Origin of the sequence: Micromonospora sp. NPDC047738 (assembly GCF_040642675.1) — a bacterium.
Lineage (GTDB): Bacteria > Actinomycetota > Actinomycetes > Mycobacteriales > Micromonosporaceae > Micromonospora.
Window position 1 is genome coordinate 188,335 of the sequence record NZ_JBEYSO010000002.1, and the last position, 17,206, is coordinate 205,540.

24 protein-coding genes are annotated in these 17,206 nt (G+C 71.4%); 10 read left to right on the top strand and 14 right to left on the bottom strand.

The window, feature by feature from the left end; translation table 11 throughout:
- The first annotated feature begins 278 nt into the window (after positions 1–278).
- The 4 genes from ABZ783_RS04170 to ABZ783_RS04185 all read left to right on the top strand — a co-directional run bounded on the left by ABZ783_RS04170 (position 279) and on the right by ABZ783_RS04185 (position 2,686).
- The gene (locus ABZ783_RS04170) at positions 279–776 is read left to right on the top strand and encodes a hypothetical protein (protein ID WP_357434445.1); all 498 of its coding nucleotides are present in this window, start codon (positions 279–281) and stop codon (positions 774–776) included.
- 223 nt (positions 777–999) lie between these two features.
- A complete protein-coding gene (locus ABZ783_RS04175; protein ID WP_357434446.1) occupies positions 1,000–1,776 on the top strand; it encodes an NAD(P)H-binding protein in 777 nt (258 codons plus the stop codon).
- A gap of 37 nt (positions 1,777–1,813) precedes the next feature.
- Complete coding sequence (locus tag ABZ783_RS04180) at positions 1,814–2,008, top strand: hypothetical protein (RefSeq protein ID WP_357434447.1); 195 nt, start codon at positions 1,814–1,816, stop codon at positions 2,006–2,008.
- A gap of 129 nt (positions 2,009–2,137) precedes the next feature.
- On the top strand, positions 2,138–2,686 hold the full coding sequence (locus tag ABZ783_RS04185) for a YbaK/EbsC family protein (RefSeq protein WP_357434767.1): 549 nt from the start codon (positions 2,138–2,140) through the stop codon (positions 2,684–2,686).
- 10 nt (positions 2,687–2,696) lie between these two features.
- Here ABZ783_RS04185 and ABZ783_RS04190 read toward each other — a convergent pair whose 3' ends face one another.
- The 7 genes from ABZ783_RS04190 to ABZ783_RS04220 all read right to left on the bottom strand — a co-directional run bounded on the left by ABZ783_RS04190 (position 2,697) and on the right by ABZ783_RS04220 (position 7,994).
- Positions 2,697–3,368: a DsbA family oxidoreductase gene (locus tag ABZ783_RS04190; protein WP_357434448.1), complete on the bottom strand. Its 672-nt coding sequence runs from the start codon at positions 3,366–3,368 to the stop codon at positions 2,697–2,699.
- A gap of 20 nt (positions 3,369–3,388) precedes the next feature.
- Positions 3,389–3,814 carry a SufE family protein gene (locus ABZ783_RS04195; protein WP_073836942.1) on the bottom strand — a complete coding sequence of 142 codons (426 nt, stop codon included), beginning with the start codon at positions 3,812–3,814 and terminating at the stop codon, positions 3,389–3,391.
- 100 nt (positions 3,815–3,914) lie between these two features.
- The gene (locus ABZ783_RS04200) at positions 3,915–4,334 is read right to left on the bottom strand and encodes a CBS domain-containing protein (RefSeq protein WP_357434449.1); all 420 of its coding nucleotides are present in this window, start codon (positions 4,332–4,334) and stop codon (positions 3,915–3,917) included.
- Positions 4,335–4,384: 50 nt separating this feature from the next.
- Entirely contained in the window at positions 4,385–6,154 is a 1,770-nt protein-coding gene (locus ABZ783_RS04205; RefSeq protein ID WP_357434450.1) for a proline--tRNA ligase, read from the bottom strand.
- A gap of 131 nt (positions 6,155–6,285) precedes the next feature.
- A complete protein-coding gene (locus ABZ783_RS04210; protein ID WP_357434451.1) occupies positions 6,286–6,642 on the bottom strand; it encodes a hypothetical protein in 357 nt (118 codons plus the stop codon).
- Positions 6,643–7,017: 375 nt separating this feature from the next.
- Complete coding sequence (locus ABZ783_RS04215) at positions 7,018–7,200, bottom strand: DUF397 domain-containing protein (RefSeq protein ID WP_357434452.1); 183 nt, start codon at positions 7,198–7,200, stop codon at positions 7,018–7,020.
- Positions 7,191–7,994, bottom strand: a complete 804-nt coding sequence (locus tag ABZ783_RS04220) for a helix-turn-helix transcriptional regulator (RefSeq protein WP_357434453.1) — start codon at positions 7,992–7,994, stop codon at positions 7,191–7,193. Before ABZ783_RS04220 ends, ABZ783_RS04215 begins: the two co-directional genes overlap by 10 nt.
- A 219-nt stretch (positions 7,995–8,213) precedes the next feature.
- Between ABZ783_RS04220 and ABZ783_RS04225 the strand changes: the two genes are divergently transcribed.
- Together ABZ783_RS04225 and ABZ783_RS04230 are read left to right on the top strand one after the other, a co-directional pair.
- On the top strand, positions 8,214–8,405 hold the full coding sequence (locus tag ABZ783_RS04225; RefSeq protein WP_357434454.1) for a hypothetical protein: 192 nt from the start codon (positions 8,214–8,216) through the stop codon (positions 8,403–8,405).
- A gap of 20 nt (positions 8,406–8,425) precedes the next feature.
- Positions 8,426–8,764, top strand: coding sequence for a hypothetical protein (locus ABZ783_RS04230; protein WP_357434768.1), 339 nt, complete (start codon positions 8,426–8,428; stop codon positions 8,762–8,764).
- Positions 8,765–8,808: 44 nt separating this feature from the next.
- Here the strand turns inward: ABZ783_RS04230 and amaP are convergent, their stop codons facing one another.
- The 6 genes from amaP to ABZ783_RS04260 all read right to left on the bottom strand — a co-directional run bounded on the left by amaP (position 8,809) and on the right by ABZ783_RS04260 (position 11,573).
- Positions 8,809–9,393 carry an alkaline shock response membrane anchor protein AmaP gene (amaP, locus tag ABZ783_RS04235; protein WP_357434455.1) on the bottom strand — a complete coding sequence of 195 codons (585 nt, stop codon included), beginning with the start codon at positions 9,391–9,393 and terminating at the stop codon, positions 8,809–8,811.
- Positions 9,390–9,929, bottom strand: a complete 540-nt coding sequence (locus ABZ783_RS04240) for a DUF6286 domain-containing protein (protein WP_357434456.1) — start codon at positions 9,927–9,929, stop codon at positions 9,390–9,392. The genes amaP and ABZ783_RS04240 overlap by 4 nt, the downstream gene beginning before the upstream one ends.
- 12 nt (positions 9,930–9,941) lie before the next feature.
- Positions 9,942–10,367, bottom strand: coding sequence for an Asp23/Gls24 family envelope stress response protein (locus tag ABZ783_RS04245; protein WP_357434457.1), 426 nt, complete (start codon positions 10,365–10,367; stop codon positions 9,942–9,944).
- The gene (locus ABZ783_RS04250; RefSeq protein WP_357434458.1) at positions 10,364–10,543 is read right to left on the bottom strand and encodes a hypothetical protein; all 180 of its coding nucleotides are present in this window, start codon (positions 10,541–10,543) and stop codon (positions 10,364–10,366) included. The genes ABZ783_RS04245 and ABZ783_RS04250 overlap by 4 nt, the downstream gene beginning before the upstream one ends.
- A gap of 110 nt (positions 10,544–10,653) precedes the next feature.
- A complete protein-coding gene (locus ABZ783_RS04255) occupies positions 10,654–11,016 on the bottom strand; it encodes a hypothetical protein (RefSeq protein ID WP_357434459.1) in 363 nt (120 codons plus the stop codon).
- On the bottom strand, positions 11,013–11,573 hold the full coding sequence (locus ABZ783_RS04260; RefSeq protein WP_357434460.1) for an Asp23/Gls24 family envelope stress response protein: 561 nt from the start codon (positions 11,571–11,573) through the stop codon (positions 11,013–11,015). The genes ABZ783_RS04255 and ABZ783_RS04260 overlap by 4 nt, the downstream gene beginning before the upstream one ends.
- 169 nt (positions 11,574–11,742) lie before the next feature.
- On the opposite strand from ABZ783_RS04260, the gene ABZ783_RS04265 reads away from it, so the two are divergent.
- From ABZ783_RS04265 to ABZ783_RS04275, 3 genes are all read left to right on the top strand, one after another.
- Positions 11,743–12,273, top strand: coding sequence for a SigE family RNA polymerase sigma factor (locus ABZ783_RS04265; protein WP_357434461.1), 531 nt, complete (start codon positions 11,743–11,745; stop codon positions 12,271–12,273).
- Positions 12,270–13,394 carry a hypothetical protein gene (locus ABZ783_RS04270; protein WP_357434462.1) on the top strand — a complete coding sequence of 375 codons (1,125 nt, stop codon included), beginning with the start codon at positions 12,270–12,272 and terminating at the stop codon, positions 13,392–13,394. Before ABZ783_RS04265 ends, ABZ783_RS04270 begins: the two co-directional genes overlap by 4 nt.
- 180 nt (positions 13,395–13,574) lie before the next feature.
- Positions 13,575–14,624 carry a hypothetical protein gene (locus ABZ783_RS04275; RefSeq protein WP_357434463.1) on the top strand — a complete coding sequence of 350 codons (1,050 nt, stop codon included), beginning with the start codon at positions 13,575–13,577 and terminating at the stop codon, positions 14,622–14,624.
- A 51-nt stretch (positions 14,625–14,675) separates the two neighbouring features.
- On the opposite strand, the gene ABZ783_RS04280 is transcribed toward ABZ783_RS04275, so the two are convergent.
- Positions 14,676–16,205, bottom strand: a complete 1,530-nt coding sequence (locus ABZ783_RS04280) for a hypothetical protein (protein ID WP_357434464.1) — start codon at positions 16,203–16,205, stop codon at positions 14,676–14,678.
- A gap of 230 nt (positions 16,206–16,435) precedes the next feature.
- Here ABZ783_RS04280 and ABZ783_RS04285 point away from each other — a divergent pair, with 230 nt between their 5' ends.
- A complete protein-coding gene (locus ABZ783_RS04285) occupies positions 16,436–17,203 on the top strand; it encodes an SGNH/GDSL hydrolase family protein (protein ID WP_357434465.1) in 768 nt (255 codons plus the stop codon).
- Positions 17,204–17,206 lie beyond the last annotated feature (3 nt).

Below are 17,206 nucleotides of genomic sequence, written 5' to 3' on the forward strand. Positions count from 1 at the left end.
GGTGGGGCGGATGCTGATCAGCCTCGATGCCGACGATAGCCCTGTGCAGCTGCTGTCCGCGCCCCCCCCGTGCCGTGAGTGGGCACCGTGCACACTCCGCTGAGGAATCCGAGCATCGTGCACGGTGGCTGCGGCAGGATGCCGCGTCATAGCGTGCTCCCTGTGCGGACAAGTCCCGAGTGCAGCCCGCAGGTTGCTGCTCACCTCCGGCGCCGGGATCACCGCCGGAAAGCTGCCTGACCACAAGGCCAGGCCGGAGTAGTAAGAGAAGGAGCACCATGTCCGTGAAGAACCGGCTCATCCCGTCCGCCCTCGGCCGCAGCACAGCATCTCGCGCCGCAGTATGTGCCGTTGCCGTCGGCGCCGCGGTTTTCGGCTTGCCGTCACCGAGCTGGGCCGACGACAACTACTACGGCTCTTGCTCCTACTCCTTCGTTGCGTGTCAGACCGGAGTCGAGGTAAGCCCGCCCACTGGCGTCGATTGGTGCAAGTCGAAAGACTACGCCGCCGACACGCAGGTCTGCATCAAATTCGACGGCGACATCGTCTATGTGAAGGATGGCAAGTCTGACGGCCATTCGGCAATGGGGTGGATTGGCACGCCCTATGCGGGCTCTCTTTCTGAGCGGTTCTGCCGTAACCCCCATGGGGCTGGCACGTGGGCCAAGTGCAACTTTGACTGGGTAGAGGACACCACGAAGGACGTCATGGGCGGGATTCGTAAAGACTCCAGCACGATGGATCTCTATCCGTATGGGGCGTTCTACGACGGCTAGTGTGAACGGTGACCACGATTCGCGGCCTTGGCGCGGGCCGGCGAGCTGCCCACCGGGCAGCGGGCGGGGCGATGGCCGGCGGCGCTGGTCGGCCTGCTGGTCTGCGTCGCCCTCGGTACGGTCGCGGCGGCCGCCTGAGACAGGGTCGCCTCGGGTGTCCGCCTGTCACGAACCGCTTGGGCGCTCCGTCCCTGAGAGGGTACGTCGGGGAGAGGAGCGGGCGATGCGGGTGCTGGTCACCGGGGCGAGCGGGCGGCTCGGGCGGGTGGTGTTGCCGCGCCTGCGGGACGGATTCGCCGTGCGGGCGGTGAGCCGGCATCCTCGCGGGGGCTCCGACGTGGAGTGGGTGGTGGCCGATCTCGCCACCGGCGAGGGGCTGACGGCTGCGGTCGCCGAGGTTGAGGCGGTGCTGCACCTGGCGTCCTCGCCGACCCGGCGTACCCACGAGGTCGACGTGCTCGGCACCAGGCGGCTGGTGGAGGCGGCCGGTCAGGCCGGTGTGGGGCATCTCGTGTTCGTCTCGATCGTGGGCGTCGACCGGGTGCCGTTCGCCTACTACCGGCACAAGATCGCCGCCGAGCAGGTGGTGACGGCCGGCCCGGTGCCGTGGAGCATCCTGCGGGCGACCCAGTTCCCGGAGTTCCTGGAGGAACTGCTGCGCGCCGCCGGCCGGCTCGGCCCGGTGATCGGGGACCCGGCGGTGCTGGCCCAGCCGGTCGACCCGGCCGACGTGGCGGCCCGGCTCGCCGGGATGCTGGCCGCCGGCCCGTCGTACGCGGTCGAGGAGTACGGCGGCCCGCAGGTGCTGCGCTTCGACGAGGCGGTCCGAGCGTGGCGGGCGGCCAGCCGCTCCCGCCGCCCGCTGCTGCGGGTACGCATCCCGGGGCGGCTCGGCCGGGCCCTACGCGCCGGCGGGCTCACCACCACCGCCACCCCGACCGGCACCCGGACCTGGGCCGATCACCTCGCTGACACGTATGGGGGAACCGGCCGAAGATGAAACCTTCAGCCGCTCATGTTCGCCTTACCGTGGCCGCATGCTGGTCTTCGTCACCACGGTGATCCTGTACGTGTTCGGTTTCGTCTTCCTCTACGGCGTGGTCCGGCTGGGTGTCCGGCACGGCATGGAGGACGTCGAGGCGCATCGGCCCGAGGTACTGCAGCGGGCGCATCTCGCTTCCGCCCAGGACCGCGAGTTCGCCCGCGAGAACGCCTTCCTCTCCAACAACTGACGCTGGTCCCGGGCCGCCCGGCACCGGCGCGGCGGACAGGTTTCCCGACCGGCGGAGTCTCCCGACAGGCGGGCAGGGCGGCAGGTCAGTGAGCGGAACCCCGTCACGGATGCGAGGATCGCAGCCGTGATGGGGACGCTGAAGACAGAGCCGGCCCGTACCCGGCTGGACCTGCTGGCACCGCCGGTCGCCGCCGCGGTCGAGCGGTGGCCGGGTGAGGCGCCGGTGGACGTCGACGACGTGCTGGTCGCCCCGATCGACGCGGAGCTGGCCGACACGGCCGCGTTCTGCGCCGCGTACGAGGTGGGGCTCGAGGAGTCGGCGAACTGTGTGGTGGTCGCCGGCAAGCGGGGTGGCGAGACCCGGTACGCGGCCTGCGTGGTGCTGGCCACCACCCGGGCCGACGTGAACGGCGTGGTCCGCCGGATGCTCGACGTCCGCAAGGCGAGCTTCGCGCCGATGGCCGACGCGGTCGAGTTGACCGGGATGGAGTACGGCGGGATCACCCCGATCGGCCTGCCGGAGGAGTGGCCGATCCTGGTCGACTCGCGGGTGGTCGCGATGCCGCACGTGATCATCGGATCCGGCGTACGGCACAGCAAGATCGCGCTGCCCGGGCCGGCACTCGGCGTGCTGCCCGGGGCGACGGTGGTGGAGGACCTGGCCAGACCGGCCTAGGGAGTCAACATCATCGATCTTGTTTCACGTGGAACAAGATCGATGAAGGTTGCTCGCCCGACTCGCGCTGCTCGACCTCGCGCAGGGCGGCGAGCAGGGTCTCCGGCTCCTGGGCGCCGGTGACGGCGTACTTCCCGGCCAGCACGAAGGTCGGCACGCTGGAGACTCCGAGCTGGCGCGCCTCGGTCAGGTCGGTGGCCACCTCGCGCCGGCCCAGGTTCGACTCCAGGTACTCCCGGGTCTCGGTCTCGTCCAGGCCCACCCCGGCGGCGACCTTGACCAGCGCGTCGGTCGAGCCCACGTCCACCCCGTCGGTGAAGTGCGCCTGGTAGAGGGCCTCGACCAGCTCGGCGGCGCGGCCCCGCTCGGTGGCGAACCGGATCAGCCGGTGCGCCTCGACGGTGTTGGCGTGCACCGCGCGGTCGAAGTGCAGGTCGAGCCCCACGCCGGCGGCGACCTGGGTTACGTGGGTGAACATCCCCTCGGCCCGCTCCCGGCCGCCGAACTTCGCGGCCAGTGCCTCCACCAGCGGCTTCGGCTCGGTCACCGGCGTCGGGTCGAGCTGGAACGGCCGGAACCGGACGGTCACCTCACCGTCGTACGACGCCAGCGCCTGCTCCAGCCGGCGCTTGCCGATCCAGCACCACGGGCACACGACGTCGGCGTAGATCTCGATCTCCATGACCGGGAACAACCCGTCGATCAGGAATTCTGTTCCCGGACCTGGCGCTTGAGCCGGGCCAGGATCGCCGTGCCGCCGCGTACCCGCAGTGGGCTGATCGCCTGGGCCAGCCCCATCCGCTGGTAGAGGTCGTCCGGCACGGCCAGCACCTCGTCGGCGGTCGCCCCGGCCAGCCCCTCGGCCAGGATGCCGGCGAACGCGCGGGTGGTCGGTGCCTCGGGCGGGCAGTCGAACCAGGTGATCACGGTGTCGTCCGGCTGGACCTGGGCCCGCAGGAAGAAGGGTGTCTGGCACTCGGGCACCTGCTCCATGCCCTCCCGGTCCATGCCCTCCGGCAGGGGCGGGATGACGTCGGCGTACTCGAGGAGCATCTCCAGCACGACGTCGCGGGGCGCGGCGGCGAACTCGTCGACGATCTCGGCCAGCTTGCTCGGCATCTCGGGCATTCCGCCAGGCTACCGCCGGCCGCACGCCGGCCGGGTCGCCGCCGTGGGGAGGGGTGGAGAGGGCCTCGCCACTACCGGAGGCGTCAACGGGCCCCTCCACTCACATGTTCGGGGCGGCCTCGCTGATGTCGCTGAGGGCGGAGTTCGGGTCGAGCTGCATGGCCAGGTCGCCGAGGCTGACGATGCCGACGAGCTTCCGGTCGCTGTCGCAGACCAGCACCCGCCGGATGTTGCGCTCCCGCATCAGGGTGGCCGCCTCGCTCGCCGTGGCGTGCTGCTCGATCATCACCACCTCGCGGGTGATGACCGACCCGATGGTGGTGGTCGCCGGGTTGGCCCGCTCGGCGACCGCCCGGACCACGATGTCGCGGTCGGTCAGCATGCCGGCGAGGGTCGCCCCGTCAGTGACGACCACATCGCCGATGTCCGACTCCTTCATCACTCTGGCCGCCTCGTCCAGCATGGTCTCGGCCGGCAGGTAGACCACCTGCTTGGTCATCACGTCGCTGACCCGATACATGAGAGCCTCCGAAACACTCGATCCGGGAGCGGTACCCGGTGGCGCGTCCGCTACACCCGGTCGCGGCGCGTCCCGGGCACCTCGTCGAGCAGGCGCTCGACCAGGCCGTCCACCGGCAGCTCCATCCGCTCGCCGGAGGACCGGTCGCGCAGCTCGACGTACCCGTCGGCGAGCCGGCGGCCGACCACCACGGCGCGCGGGATGCCGACCAGCTCGGCGTCGGTGAACTTGACCCCGGCCGAGACGTGCGTGCGGTCGTCGACCAGCACCCGCAGGCCGGCGGCGGAGAGCCGCCCGCCGAGGTCCAGCGCCGCGTCGAGCTGCGGCCCCTTCCCCGCCGCCACCAGGTGTACGTCGCACGGCGCGACCGCCGCCGGCCAGACCAGCCCCCGCTCGTCGTGGTGCTGCTCGGCGACCGCCGCGACCGCCCGCGAGACACCGATGCCGTAGCAGCCCATGGTGGGCCGGACCGGCTTGCCCTCCGGGCCGAGCACGTCGACGGCGAAGGCGTCGGTGTAGCGGCGGCCGAGCTGGAAGATGTGCCCCACCTCGATGCCCCGCCGCATGGTCAGCTCGCCGGTCACGCAGGCCGGGCAGGGGTCACCGGGCCGCACCTCGGCGGCCTCGATCGTGCCGTCCGGGACGAAGTCCCGCCCGCACACCACGTTTACCGCGTGCCGGCCCGGCTCGTTCGCCCCGGTCAGCCAGGCGGTGCCGGCGACCACGCGGGGATCGACCAGGTAGCGGACGCCGTGCTTGGCGAGGATCTGCGGCCCGAGGTAGCCGCGGACCAGCTCGGGATGGTCCGCCCAGTCCTCGAAGACCGCCACCGTGGCCGGGGCGAGCACCGCCGCCACCCGCTTGAGGTCCACCTCGCGGTCCCCCGGCAGCCCGATCACCAGCAGCTCCGCCTGTTCGGCGCCCGGCCGGCGGACGGTCAGCACCACGTTCTTCAGCGTGTCGGCGGCGGTCCAGTCCGTCCGGCCGCCGAGGGCCCGGGCGTTGGCCAGCTCGACCAGGGCGGCGATGGTCGGCGTCTCCGGGGTGTCGTGCACCTCCATCAGCGGGTGCGCATCGGGATCACCGGCGGCCGGCGCGCGGGTCACCACCGCCTCCGTGTTGGCCGCGTAGTCGCAGGCGGTGCAGCCGACGAAGGTGTCCTCCCCGACCGGGGTGGCGGCCAGGAACTCCTCCGACGCCGAGCCGCCCATCGCCCCGGACATCGCGTGCACGACCGTGAAGTCCAGCCCGAGTCGGTTGAAGATTTTCTCGTAGGCCGCCCGATGCCGCTCGTAGGCTTTCCGGAGCCCGGCTTCGTCCAGGTCGAACGAGTACGCGTCCTTCATCAGGAACTCGCGCCCGCGTAGCAGCCCCGCCCGGGGCCGGGCCTCGTCCCGGAACTTCGTCTGGATCTGGAACAGGGTCACCGGGAAATCGCGGTACGAGGTGAAGAGGTCCTTCACCAGCAGCGCGGCGATCTCCTCGTGGGTCGGGGCGAGCAGGTGCTCGGCGCCCTTCCGGTCGGCGAGGGTGAAGATGTCGTCGCCGTACTCCGTCCACCGTCCGCTGGTCCGGTAGGGCTCGGCCGGCAGCAGCGCCGGGAAGTGCACCTCCTGGTCGCCGATCGCCGCCATCTCCGCCCGGACGATCTCGGTCACCCGGTCCAGCACCAGCTTGCCCAGCGGCAGCCAGGTGTATCCGCCCGGGGCGGCGCGGCGGACGTAGCCGGCGCGGAGCAGGAGGCGGTGGCTCGGCACCTCGGCGTCGGCCGGGTCCTCGCGCAGGGTCCGGAGCAGCAAGGTCGACATGCGCAGCAGCATTGCCGCAGCGTACGGCGGGCCGGCCGGACCGGCGAACCTATTCCGGACGCGTTGCTTGATCGACTCCGGGGTCGCCGATGTCGCGGTATCCGACCGACCGGTATACCGCGACATCGCGTATCTGGAGTGGGTCAGGCGATGAGCTCGGCCAGGTCACGGAGCCGGCGGTAGTACGCGGCCTCCTGGCCGGCGAGCAGTGGCTGGACGAGATCGAGTTGGCGTAGGCAGGACGCCACGGCTGTGCGCCGCCAATCGTCGAGCTGGCCGTTGCTGTCGAGCCAGACGCTGACGCAGCCGGCGATGTCGGCGTCGAGCAGGATCATCTCGACGCCGGCGATGTCCAGGCCGCGTAGCCGAGGCGGAAACGGGGCCCGCAGGTGTGCTTCCCACAGCCGCGCGACCGCCTCGATCCGCTGGTCCGCCGGCAAACCGGCGTAATCCCCGGCGCGATCCGCCGCCGCCGATCCTGCGTCCTGCCCTTCGATCACCGGCACATCATGTCGCCTCACCGGGAAACACATGACCCCATGCCGGCACGGCTCAGGTCGGCGACGGCGACGGCGACATGCGGCACGGTCCCGCCGCAACCTCATCCAGGCCCGCATCGACACCGAGGGCAGTTGTCGGGTACGCAAACACAGCGTGCTGATCACGGCCACGCGCTGACGAAGCCGGTGGACTTGTGCTCGGCCGCCTGGCTCTGGCCGCCTTTCTCCGGCCGGGACAGCCACCGCTGGTCAGACACTACGAACTTGATGGCGTAGACGATTCAAGCGCTACCGCGGTCGCCCGGTCCGGAGTCGCCCGGCCTTGATCGTCTGCGTCGTCAAGTCTCGTTGGCGGAGTGGAGAGTCGTCGTCGGATCAGGAGCGCTTGACGTGTTCGACGAAGGCGCGCCAGGTCCGGGGGTCGAAGGCGAGGACCGGGCCGGCCGGGTCCTTGCTGTCGCGCACGCCGACGACGCCGGGCACGTTGTCGGCCACCTCGACGCACTCGCTGTTACCGCTGCGAGTGGCCTTGCGCCAGGTAGCGCCGATCAGCTCCATGACGTCATCACTTCCTTCATCAGCTCGATCGACTGCCGGCGAGGCAGCGCCTCGCTGCGGACGCTCTCCCATCTCCCGACCACGATAGCCACGTCCTCGTCCTTGTCGACCGTCGTGCCGCCGAGCTGGTTTTCCAAGTAGCCGATCCACCCGCCGTCGTCGCCACGTGCCAGGGTGAACGGGCCGGCGAGTCCCACGTGCGTGCTGACGTCCGCCGGGATGACGTGCACGCTGATGTGCGGCCGCTCGGTGCACTGGATCAGGTGGGCGATCTGCTGCGTCATCAGCCCCCGGAAGCTCTCGTCGGCTCGGCGGAGCGCGGCCTCCTCGATCACCGCCACGAGCTTGGGCGGCTGTGGCCGGCTTAGCACGGCCTGCCGATCGAGGCGAACAGCCACCCGCCGCTCCACCTCGTCGTCGCTCAGCATGTCGTCGGCTCGGATCACCACGCGTGCGTAGTTCTCCGTTTGCAGCAGACCGGGAATGAGTGTCGGGTGGTAACACCAGAGCTGCTGGGCATCGCGCTCGGCGTCAAGCCAGGGTCGTAGCCAGCTCGGTTGGCCGTCCCGTTCGGCCATTTTGAGCAGCGCCAGCAACAGGCCGCCGGTGTCCAGCACCTCATCGGCGCGCTTGAGGAAGAACCGGTCGAGCGGCCGTTGCCCCAGCTCGACGGCGGACACCTGCGAACCCGAGAAGTGCACGAGCTTCCCGAACTCCTCCTGGCTCAGCTCGGCCTTCAACCGCAGCCGCCGGAGTTGTGCCCGGATCAGCTCTGCGGTCGGTGCACTCTCCACGCGTCCTCCACGATTCCTCGGCGACCTCTGCGGCGCTTCCGTCCATTCGCGACGGCCGACCTGACCCTGCCCGGACCGGCCCCGACGGCTTCCGAGCGTAGTGCCGCCTTCAGCAGACTGTCACGCAGCGAGCCGTCTCCCGTCCGGCCCGCTGCGGGGCCGCCCTTGGATCCCCCGATGCCGGGGCGGCCCCGCCCCGTACCGAAAGAGGAGGTCGGAATGCGCAACCCGCTCCGCTGGTTCCGGTGCCGAGACACCGTGCCCCCGCCGGCGCTGCCCCGCCGGGCGAAAGGCGCCAACCTGCCGGACTGGATGCGCGAGCCGACCCGAGTCATCCCGACCATGCGGCCGGGCAGACCCGGCCGGCTGACCCGGGCTCAGGAGTGGCGGGCCAACGGCGGTCGCTGGTGACCGGCGAATGGCGGGCCCGCATGCTTCCGGTGCCGCGCCTCGGGCCGTACCCCGATCGGCCTCGCGCCTACCCGCCCGGCCATCCGCCGCACCTGCCGATCCGCCCACTGTGGCTGTGCCGGGCCTGCGGGCAGCCGTGGCCCTGCGCCCAGGCCCGCCTGCTGCTCCGCGCCGAGTACGACAACCAGCCCGTCGACCTGGCCATCTACCTGTCCGGGCTCTATCACGAGGCGACCCACGACCTGTTCCGGCTCAACCCGCAGGACGGCCCGACGCCGCGCGAACTATTCGAGCGGTTCGTCGCCTGGGGCCCGTACCGGAGACCGCTGGTCGAGCCGCCGGGGTCGCCGGACTCTTAGCCGCGGTGCCGTCCGCACCCACCGGCTCTCAGCTCGCGCGAGGTTCACGGCAGGCCCACTCGAATGCGTCGGCGGGTGCGTTGGGTGAGATCGAGGGTGACGGGCAGGTCCGGTCTGCCGAGGGCGTAGCGGATGCGGGGCAACACGAGGGCTTCGAGCCGCTCGCGCAGCGCGGCGATGTCGGCGTCGGGATCGGCCGTGACGGTCAGCGCGAGGCGGGGAGTGTACGGGCTCCCCGAGAGCCTGGTGTCGACCTCGTCGACGCCCGGGCAGTCCTCGACCTCCGCTCTGACGGCGTCGGCGAGCGCACCGGAGTCGAGGACGGTCCGTCCGCTGTCGCCGTTGGTGCCGATGTTGATGCGCCGCTGGCCGGGTTCGGTGGTGACGACGGCGGCCAGCCAGCGCAGGCCGAGCAACGCGACGATCGCGGCTGCCACGCCCGCCACCGGCCAGAACCAGCCGCCGTGGGCACCGACGAAGCGCGTGGCCGGGTTGTCGAGCAGGTGCCGCCGGCTGAAGCCTCGGCCGTACACGTCGGCGCCTGCGAGGAGGATCGCGACACCGGCGGCGAGCAGCACCAACGCGAGCAGGGTGAGCACGATCCGGTTGAGGCGATCGGCGCGAATCACTGCAGCTCCTCCTTGCTGATCCGCACGGACAGGGTCGGTGCCGGGTCCAGGCGCAGGGCGTCGAGGCGGTGCTGGGCGGCCGAGGCCACCGCGCCGTTCAGGTAGTCCCCGTTGGGTGCCGCCCCGTCGAGCACCTCGGCGTGAACGCGCACGAGGTGCCGGCCGACTGTGACGTGGGCGTCGTGGACGCCCTCCACCTCGATGGCCGCGTCCCGCAGCGTCCGGGCCAGGCCGCGCCGGGTGATGGCGGCGTCGGTGGCGGGATCGATGGGCTGCAGGTGCAGCCGGTGGGGCCGGCGGGGTTTGAGCTGCGCGGCGAGCAGCAGCAGCCCGATGACGGCGAGGCCCACACCGACCAGCCGTACGATCCCGCTGCCCCAGGTGGTGCCGGACGCCCAGCGGTAGAGGCCGGGCCAGTTCATCACGATCGCCTTCGCCCCGACCGCGTAGGCGACGATCTCGATCAACACGAGTACGGCGCCGAGGGTCAGCGCCAGGCTCAACAGGAACGCGAACAGACGGTTGGTGATTCTCACGGGGGCCCCGATTCAGTGCACCCGGCTGGCCGGGGTCCGGTCGGTGACCAGGTCGGTGACGGTGATTCCCACCTCCTGGACCCGCAGCCCGGTCAGGTCCGACACGCGGGTCCGGACGCGGTCGCGGACCCGGGCGGTGACCTCCGGGATGGATGCCGGCCAGCGGACGCTGATGGACAACTCGATGCGGGTCACCGATCCCTCGATGGCCGCGGACGCCGTCGGGGCAGCGCCCTGGTCGGCACGGCGGATGCCGAAGCGACCCGCGCCGGGCAGGGACCGCCCGAGCACGCGCGGCCGTGCGCTGCCGGCCTCGGCGACCTCCCGTGCCGCCTGCGCGGCGATCTTCTCCACCACCCGGTCGTGGATGTGCAGCCAGCCCAGATCACCGTGTGCCGGTGCCGACCCGCCGGCCGGGGCGTCGGTCACCGCGGTCACCGGCTGGTCCGCCGGCCCTGGACGTACGCGCCGAGGTCAACCTCGCCGGCGAAGAACTTCGACACCCCGTAGCCGATTGCCGCGAACAGCGCGACGATCAGCATCTGACCGAAGCTGCCGAATGCCAGGGCGAAACCCAATGCCAGGCCGACGACGGACCCTGTCAACTTGGTCATGCGGTCGTCTCCTCCCATCATGCTGTATCGACTGTGAAGCGATGAGCGCCGTCCGGCGGCGGATCGCACGGGCGCGACAGGCGGGCACGCGGATCACCGGTGTGTACCGGTCACGGACCGACGAGGTTCTTACCCCCACCGCGGCCCCCGTCCGCCCCGGCCGGCGGCGGGTCCTCCAGATCTGCGACCACCACGTCGACCCGACGGCCGGCCGCCAGCGGTGCCACCGCCGACCGGACCTGGCCGGCCAGTGTGCCGGCGGTGACCCCCCACCGGCTCCGGACCTGGACCACCACGGCGTCGGCGTCGACGGCCACCCCCTCGACCCGACGGCCGGGCAGGTAGGTGGCCCGGCCCCCCACCCAACCCGCGGTCAGGCCAACCACGTCCGGACAGGCGCAGACCGCGGCCGCCACGGCATCCACGTCGACGCCGTCGACCACCGCGTCGCGCCGGCCAGGCGTGGCGGTCATGACACCCGCGGCTGCTGCTGTTGACCCTGCCGCTGGCCATCGGCCTCGGGCAGGTGCACGTCGTCGACGCTGATGTTGACCTCGACGACGTTCAGGCCGGTCATCCGTTCGACGGCCGTCTTCACGTTGCGCTGGATGTTCCGGCCCAGATCGGCGATGCTGACCCCGTACTCGACGATGACGTCGAGGTCGACCGCCGCCTCGGTCTCGCCGACCTCGACGCCGACCCCCTGGGACACGTTCGGCCCGCTGCTGCCCGGAATGCGCTCCCGGATGGCCGTGAATGCGCGGGTGCCAGCGTTGCCCATGGCGTGGACGCCGGCCACCTCCCGGCACGCCATCCCGGCGACCTTCTGTACCACGTTCTCGGCAATCATGATCTTGCCGTCCTCGTTGGTGAGCTTGTTCTGGCGGGCTGACTGGTTGCCACCAGTGCGTCCAGCCTGCTCGGTCCTGGTTTCCTGACTCATGGGGCGTGCACTCCTCCGGCTGCTCGGCGTCCGGCCGCATTCAGGCGCTTTATAAGAGTGGGAGCCCGGCGGAAATTTGTTGGCCATTCGCCCGGCACCTCCACCTTTCGGGGCAACGTCGTCTTCCCGATCACGCCAGGCGCTCCGGCCACCACGCCCAAGATTCCTTCAACCGCGACGGCAACCCTGCCTGTTCAAAGTGGCGTCTGGGGAGGCGTCACGATGGTGCAACACCTCACCCCAAGGATCGGCTCGTGTGGACCCTCTCCTGAGTGAGTTCGACTCGTTCGTGCGAACCCGCACCCCCGCACTACTGCGGTCGGCGTACCTGCTGACCGGGGACCAACACCTGGCGGAAGACCTCGTCCAGTCCGCCCTGGCCCGCACCCACCGCTCGTGGAGCCGACTGCATGACAGCGGCAACGCCGAGGCGTACACCCGCAAGATCATGTACCACCTGCAGGTTTCCTGGTGGCGGCGGCGCCGGGTGGCCGAGTCGATGCCGGGCGACCTGCCCGAGCCGCGCGGAGGCGACTCGGCCCCCGACCACGCCCACCAGGCCACCCTCCGGCTCACCCTCCGCGCCGCGCTGGCGAAGCTCTCCGCCAAGCAGCGGGCCGTGCTGGTCCTGCGGTTCTTCGAGGACCGCACCGAGGCCGAGGCCGCCGACCTGCTCGGCGTCACCGTCGGCACCGTCAAGAGCCAGACCTCGAAGGCCCTGGCCAAGTTGCGCACCGTCGCCCCGGAACTCGCCGAGCTGTACGTCCTGGAAGGGAGCGCCCGATGAACCACGACCGCCTTCGACTCGACCTGGCCGGCCTGGCCGAGGAGGTCACCCCGGTCGACCTGCGCGACCGGGCCCTGCGTACCTCCCGCCGGCTCGGCATCCAGCGGGCCGTCGCCACCTCGGCCGCCGCGCTGGTGATGATCGCCGCCGCCACCGGCACCGCCCTGGCGATCCGGCCCGACGGGCAGGCACCCGTGCCACAGCCTGCCGGCCCGTCGACCACCGTCACCCCGCCCCCGGCCGACGGCACCCCGACTCCGGACCCGTCAACCAGCTCCGAGCCGACCAGTTCGCCGACGAAGCCGGCGTCCGTCCTCGCCGGCACCCGGTACTACCTGGAGAGCACGTCCACCAGGGTCCGGATCCACGCGGTCCGAGGCAGCTCGGACCAGGTGGTCCGCCAGATCGCGTACGACACGTACGGCTGCGAGTGGAACACCATCACCGTCTCGCCGGACGGGACGTGGGCGGCCTGGGTGCAGGACAGCACGGACGGCGACACCAGCGGTGTGCTCCTGGCCAGCAGGATCGGGGAGCAGGGGGCGACCAGGCTGCTGGACGACGTCAGCTGCCTCGACAGCAGGCCGCTGCGCTGGCAGGGAGGCGGCCTGCTGATGGTGCGCAACAAGACCGGGCAGTCCGTGCTGTTCGATGTGGCGGCCAACAAGCGGGTCAACGGTGACCCGGGCCAGGAGACCAATCGGTGCTGGTCGGCGGACGGCAGGTGGCTGGCCGCGGTGTCGGAGGGCAAGCCGTACGTGACGGACGAGACGCAGTTGCGCCAGTACACCTACACACCGCCGAAGGACGAGGCCGCACAATGGGGCGGCTGGGAGGCCCGGAGCGTGTCGATGGACGGCCGCTACGTCTCCGTCGGCTGGATCGGCACCGACCCGTCCCGCCGGGACGACAGCTTCGCGGTGGTCGACACCACCACCAGCAAGGTCGTCGACCTGCCGGGCAGCGGCGACATCCGCAGCGTCATGTTCACCATCGACAACAAGGTGATCGTGAAGCGGGCGACCGGCATCACCGTGTTGGACAGCACCCTCACGCCGCTCGGCACGGTCACCGAGCCCGCCTCGTTGCGGAACATGGCGATGCTGGCGTACGTGCCCTGAGCCGTCGAGCCACGGCCCTCAGCAGGCCCTCAGCACCTGGTGCTGGGGGCCTGTGTCGTGGCTGGACCGCGTCTCGAACGTTCCCCAAAATTCCTTCACCGATACGGCAACCCTCCCTTGAGAACTCAACGTCTGGGAGTGCGTCAACCCGTTGCGCCATCGAAACCGAGGACTGGAACCGTGAACGTTTTCGCCGCCGCCGCCCCCGCCGCCCGCACTGGTCGTCCGCGTAGCCTCCGCCACGGCGTGGGCCTTGCGGCCGCCGCCATCACGACGGTGAGCCTGGGCGCCTGCGGCGGAGGAACGACCACTCCGGCCACCGCTCCGACCTCCGCCGCTCCGACCTCCGCCACCCCGGCAGCCGTCGCCAGTGCGGCTCCGGCCAGCAACTCCAACGCCTCGGCCACCGTGCTCACCGGCACGCGCTACTACCTGGGGATGACCGGCCAGGAAGCGGTGGTCCACGCCGTCCGGGGCGAAGTCGACCAGGTGACCGCGCGGATTCCCCTCGGCTCCGGCCACTGCGTCCGCAACACGATCACCATCTCGCCGTACGGCGAGCGGCTGGCTTGGGTGGAGGGCGGCACTGGCCAGGACAGCGGCGCCCTGGTGACGTCGATGATCGACGGATCCCGGAAGCGGACCGTCGCGCGGGCGGCGCCCTTCCGGGGGAAAGCCAACTGCCTCGGCAGCAATTCGCTGGTGTGGAACTCCAACGACCTGCTGATGGTGCAGGACGGCCGGCGGTCGGTGCTGATCGATGTGGCGGCGAACAAGCCGGCCGATGGCGACGCGGGCAACGAGACCCTCAAGTGGTGGTCCGCCGACGGCCGTAGCTGGGCTGCGGTCTCCGAGGGCAAGCCGTACGCCACCGACGGGAGCGGGGGGCACTTCTACCACTACACGCCGCCGAAGGCCGAAGCCGCGCACCACGACGGCTGGCGAGTGCGGAGCGTGTCGATGGACGGCCGGTACGTCTCGGTTGGCTGGATGAACACCGACGTTTCGCGCAACGACGGCAGCTTCGCGGTGGTCGACACCACCACCAGCAAGGTCGTCAAGCTGCCCGTCACCGGGGAGATCAAGAGCATCCAGTTCGCGGCGGACGGCAAGGTGCTGGTGCGGCAGGCGACCCGGGTCGTGGTGCTGGACACCGGATTCCGCCAGATCGGCGAGGTGGCGGAACCCCAGGAGGTGCAGCGGATGACGCTGCTGGCGTACGTGCCCTGAGCATGCGCCACCGCCGAGCGGGCCGCCCCACGAGGGCGGCCCGCTCGACGTTCAGCGCACCTCGGCCTTGAGGTAGGCGGCCCAACCCTTCTCGAACTCCTCGTACGACACGCCGAGGACGTCCCGCGTCACGGTGTCGATCGGCCTGCCGCGGTAGTGCTCGGCCACGAGCTGGAACATCTTCTGCTCCCCGTACCGCTCGACGAGGTAGCCGATGGCCGAGTGGCCCAACCAGTAGTGGTACTCGACCCGGCCCTTCAGGTCCCACGCCGGGCCTCCCGGCAGCGAGGACGGGTAGCCGGTCTGGCGGATCACCGCCCGGGAGCTGGCCGTGCGTTCGCTGGTCAGCCAGGGCTTTCGGCCGTGGCCCAGGTATTCCGCGAACCCCTCGACCACCCATCGCTCCCGCTCGCCCACGAGCGAGGATCCGGGGGCGCGGCCGGTGAGCCGGCCGACCAGGGCGTGCCCGATCTCATGCCGGAACAGGTTCAGCTGCCGCTCGCGGGTTCCCCTCGTGAAGTGGTATTCGTCGCGGACGTCGACCACCACCCGGGTCGCCCCGACGACGGGGTCGTTCTCGTCGCCGTCGAGCACACCCTCCGGCGGCACCGGGATCGCGACCCCGGACTCGGCGGGGGTCTCCTTCGTGGTCCGGTAGAGGGATCCCAACTCGGACCGCCCCTTGACCAGGGAGATGACGAAGCCCGGCGGCGTCTCGCCGGTCACCCCGCCGGCCCGCCAGGCGGCCAGGTCGTCCGCCGCGGCCTGCTCGGCGATCGGGGCGTACCGTTGCGCCTCCGCCCGCAGCGACGCGTCGACGATCAGCAGCGTGTGCGGCGTCCGCTCGACGTGAATGTCCCGCCACTTGTCCCAGGGGGCCGGGTAGTGGGTGACCGTGTCCCGCCTGCGCTGCTCCGGAACGCCCCCGGCCCGAATGACCTTCAGCGGCGCGTCCTGGCCGGCCTGGGCGATCGTCCACTGGTACCACTCCTCGACCGGGCCGAGGTCGAAGCCGTCGAACCGGTGCACGAACGCCACCGTCACGTCGACCTCGTGCCCGCCGCCCACCGGTCGGAACTCGCCCTTGTGGAGGTACGCGAAGCGGACGTCGGCCAGCGGCAGCTTGCTGAGGTTGCGATAGAGGCTGGTCTGCGCGGCGACCAGGTCCTTGTCGGCCGGGTCGAACGGCGCGACGAACGCCTTCTCGTCCCGCTTGGTGAGCGCCCTGGTGTGCTCAGCCAGCAAGGACTCGATCTTCGCCTGCCGGATCGGGTTCGGGTCGTCGAGCGCGGCAGAGCTGTCGGTCCGCTCGTCGAGATACGACACCAGCCCGACCAGCCCGACCGTGGCGCACAGGGCCAGGACCAGCACCCCCGCGCCGAGCCCGATCCACAGGCCGCGCCGGGACCGCCGGGCCGGTGGTGCCGGCGGCGGAGCGTACCCGCCCGGCGGCGGGTAGGGCAGCTGCCCGTACGGCCCGGGTGTGCCGGGCGGAGCCGGGCGGGCGGGTGGCCCGGCGGGCGGTGGGGCGTACGGTCCGGGGTGTCCCGGCGGGGGAACGGCAGGCGGTCCCTCGGTCATGGCGTGCGTCCTCGCTCGTGTCCGACGCGTCGGGTCGCCGCCCACTCAGGGGCCGTCCCCGACTGGGGTCGCGCCATTATTTCCGCCCGAGCGTCCGGTTCTCTGCCCCGTGTCAGCCACCGGCGGCGTGGGCAGCACCACGTCCGCACGTGGCAGGAGCGCCGGTCGACCGTCTCCGGTGCCAGAATGGCCGACACCGATGGGAATTCCGGTAGCCGGGGGGACAACAGGTGCGCTGGCGCAGCTTCGTGGCGGTGGGTGACAGCTTCACCGAGGGCATGGATGACGCGTATCCGGACGGGACGTACCGGGGCTGGGCGGACCTCGTCGCCACCCGGCTCGCCGCCGAGGCCGGCCCGGACTTCGGGTACGCCAACCTGGCCATCCGGGGCCGCCTGTTCCCGAACATCGTCGCCGAGCAGGTGCCGGCCGCCCTGGCCATGCAGCCCGACCTGATCAGCTTCGCGGCCGGCGGCAACGACGTGCTGCGCCGGTCCTTCGACGCGGAGTCCTTCGTGCCCCGCTTCGACGCCGTGATCGGCCAGCTGCGGGGCAGCGGCGCCGACGTGGTCCTGTTCCGGTTCGCCGACGTGATGGCCCGGCTCCCCGGGCAGCGGCTTGTGGCGCCCCGGGTGGACCTGCTCAACCGGGTGGTCGGCGAGGTCGCCGAGCGGCACGGCGCCATCCTGGTCGACCTGTACGCCGACGACACCTACCTGAACCCGATGCTGTGGAGCACCGACCGGCTGCACCTGTCGGCGGCCGGGCACCGGCGGGTCGCCGGGCAGGTCCTCGCCGCCCTCGGGGTGGGCTGTGACGAGGAGTGGCTGCTGGTGCCGCCGCACCCCGCGCCGACCCCGTGGCTCGCCGCCCGCGCCGCCGACCTGCGCTGGGCCGGCCAGCACCTGGCGCCATGGATCAAGCGCCGGTTGACCGGCCGCTCCTCCGGCGACTTCGTCACCGCCAAGCGGCCCATGCTCGGGCCGATCGCCGACTGACCG